Origin of the sequence: Methylobacterium sp. WL6 (genome assembly GCF_008040095.1) — a bacterium.
Lineage (GTDB): Bacteria > Pseudomonadota > Alphaproteobacteria > Rhizobiales > Beijerinckiaceae > Methylobacterium.
Genome location: NZ_VRVH01000436.1, coordinates 1 through 2,792, shown reverse-complemented (window position 1 = coordinate 2,792; position 2,792 = coordinate 1). Strand labels below are relative to the sequence as shown.

The following is a 2,792-nucleotide window of genomic DNA, read 5'->3' as shown; positions in this document are numbered from 1 at the left end:
TCTTCACGTAGCTGGATCGCGCGACGGACTGCCTCCGTCGTGGTGGCGCTTCCATGAAGAACCTGGCCCATAGCGCATCCCTCGCAGCATGGTGGTCAACCGTACCACCACACCGCGGGATCAAACAGGTAGCCCGCCTCCGCGGGACCGGCGGCCAGCATAGTTGTGGCGACCCACTGCGCGGTCGCTCAGCTGTTCGAGCTGTGCGGGCTGCGGCATCAGCGCCCGCTGGTCTTCCCGAGCGCCCCCGGTGCCCCGATCAGACCTCTTGCGCTCGGCATCCTGGGAACGCTCGTGCCGCTCGCCTGGGCGGAGAGCTACCGGCGTTCGCAATCGCCGAGAGCGCGTGCGTCGAGAGGCGGGCGGCATAGCACCTCATGTGAACCAGGCCCCTTTGCGTCCGTGGAGGTAGTGGAGGACGGTCTTCGTGATCGTCTCCTTAGACTGCGCTAGATCGCAGGCGGGTTTCTCTCGGGTGCATACCCATACTGGACGTCTCTTGGTTGGCTGCCGTAGAAACCGGCACGCTTAGAATGCGCGACGAGGTGGCTGCGGCGGCTTCCGCCACGGTTAGGAGCCTGAAGCGGAGCGTCGTTCTACCGGCGCTGGATTTGGCTATCGCCCAAGCGGTAGTAGCGCCAGCCGCCTACGCAAAGTCCATTGGCACCAGGGGTATAACGACAACCCAAACACGTGCAGCCGCCCTCGGGGCGCTGGAGGTGGCGATCGAGCACTTGCGAACAGTCCAGGCGAGCCAGGACACACAAGCGCTCGGGCTCGGTTGGTAGGCGGCGATCTCGCGCGAGGTCACGGCTGTGCCTCTCGGCCGTCACGGATCGTCGTGAGCGAGATACCGAGCCGTCGGGTAATCTCTTGATCGGACCGTCCCTCGGCGATGAGCGATATGACCTCTTTCACGGCGGAGATTTTGACCTCCACCGCTACCCGCTCGATCGCACTGGTCACCTCGCGTTGGATTGCTTGACCGACTGCTCGACGCAGTGCCGGATCAATCTTGGAAAGTGCTACGGGCCGGCTCTGTCGCACCTCAGCGTGAACTGCGGCGGCTATAGCAGCCCCCCATTGATGCGCAGTCCATCCCATGCTCGGGTCGGCCATCGCTGTCCGCGCTGAGACCCGCGGGAGCGGCTTGTGCTTCGGGGATGGCATCGACGGTTCCTCAGTTCGGGCAGTGAAGAGCGACGTAGCTCGCTAGACGTGCCGGCGATCGGTGGTTCCGAGCCCGTCCAGCGCGGCAAGCGCCAGCACCAGAGCGACGGGGTCGCGCTCGGCCCTCACGCAGGAGACCGGCAAGCGCATTACCCTGTAGTCCTTTCGAAAGGCGGACGATCGCGCGCAGGCACCGGAGACGAGCGCGGTACTCGGCAGTATCGAGGCCGGGCGCCCAAGAGCCAAACTGGCTGGCGACGGGGATCATTCTCCGAACTCCCAGATCAGCACGCCTCGCGGCTGGCCGGGTTTGTGGCTCCAAGCATCGCCAGCGGTTCATTTGGCGGAAAACGCTTCCACCCCAGCAGCTTCGATGTGAACGCTGCGCTGGCGAGCCACCCGATGGGCACAAGCTCGACCACGAACAATCAGTCGAGCATGAACGTGAACTCGCCGACCAACATGACGATCAATGGCGTCACAGACCTGCACAAGGCCGCAGAGCACTTTGAGCGTGCCGCGAACTGGAGTGACGATCTGATGGTTCGCAACGTGCAGGCGGCTGCCCGCTAACAACCGGCCCGGCAACGCACCATAGAGACCTTCGGCGGATCATCCTCGCCGAAGGTGCGAACCTCGATAAGTCATCCGCTTTTGCGCCAAAGCATGTCACACGCCGCAACACCCGTGCCGCGGCAGATCTCAGCTTCCGAGCACGCCACGCATCGTTCCTCGAACCCCGACGCGCAGGACTTGACCTGCGACGGGGCAGGTTCCCAGCCGAGTGCCATAAGGCTCGCCCGGACCGACGCGTAGTCCGTTTGCTTTGGGAACGTAGGAAGCCTCTCGGAAGCAGTTGCCGGCACAACGAGGAAGGCGAGGGCGACTAGGCTGACTTCGGCCGCTTCATGGCTAGCAGCCTAGAGCCTGATTTTTTGCCAGATGGCGTGCCTTTCCCTGAAAGAATCGATGCCGCAAGCGCCGACCCACCGGGGGCGACCTTGCCTGTCCTGCGCATCTTCAACGTCCGTTCGGCCTCGCTGATCATCCTGGCCGCCTCGTTCTCGTCCGAAGGCGCAGCAATGCCCGCAGCCAAGGCGTCGTGCATCCGAACCTGCCAACCGCCCCCGGTTGCCCTGTAGGCAGCCAACAGCGTCGGATCGATCCGCAGTGTCAGATTGACCTTGGCATCGGCGAGCTTCGGCCGCCCGCGCTTCGGCAGCAGATTGTAGACCTCAGGGACCTCGTGCGCAGGACGCATCTCCGCAAGTTCCGCATCCGTCTCGGACGGCGTGTCGGAGACCTCATTCCAATCCTCTTGTGAGACCCCGTTTCATAATGGGCAGAACAGCTTAGCTATTGGGTGAGCGGCGAGCATCGCAGGCGTTGGGAGAGTGTCTGACGCTCACCCAGGAACCCCGATGTGGACGCCCGCCGCCCGCGCCGAGCTTGCGCGCGAGAGCCTGCCCTACGCAACCAATCTCAGCGATGCCGAGTGGGCGGTGCTTGCGCCGCTTCTGCCTGCGCCGTCCAGCACAGGCCGCCCATGGCGCCGGCCCCTGCGCGCGGTCTTCGACGGCATCCTGTACGTCCTGCGGACAGGATGCGCGTGGCGGCATCTG

2 protein-coding genes and 1 pseudogene are annotated in these 2,792 nt (G+C 64.4%); 2 read left to right on the top strand and 1 reads right to left on the bottom strand.

The features are described 5' to 3' along the window. The first annotated feature begins 1,482 nt into the window (after positions 1-1,482). On the top strand, positions 1,483-1,743 hold the full coding sequence (locus tag FV230_RS26820; protein WP_147844545.1) for a hypothetical protein: 261 nt from the start codon (positions 1,483-1,485) through the stop codon (positions 1,741-1,743). Positions 1,744-2,056: 313 nt separating this feature from the next. On the opposite strand, the pseudogene FV230_RS26815 reads toward FV230_RS26820, so the two are convergent. Continuing rightward, positions 2,057-2,455, bottom strand: a pseudogene (locus tag FV230_RS26815) (BrnA antitoxin family protein); the annotation flags it as partial. Between the two features lie 136 nt (positions 2,456-2,591). Between FV230_RS26815 and FV230_RS26810 the strand changes: the two are divergent. Next, positions 2,592-2,792: transposase (locus tag FV230_RS26810; RefSeq protein ID WP_147844543.1), on the top strand; the 201-nt coding region annotated here is incomplete at its 3' end.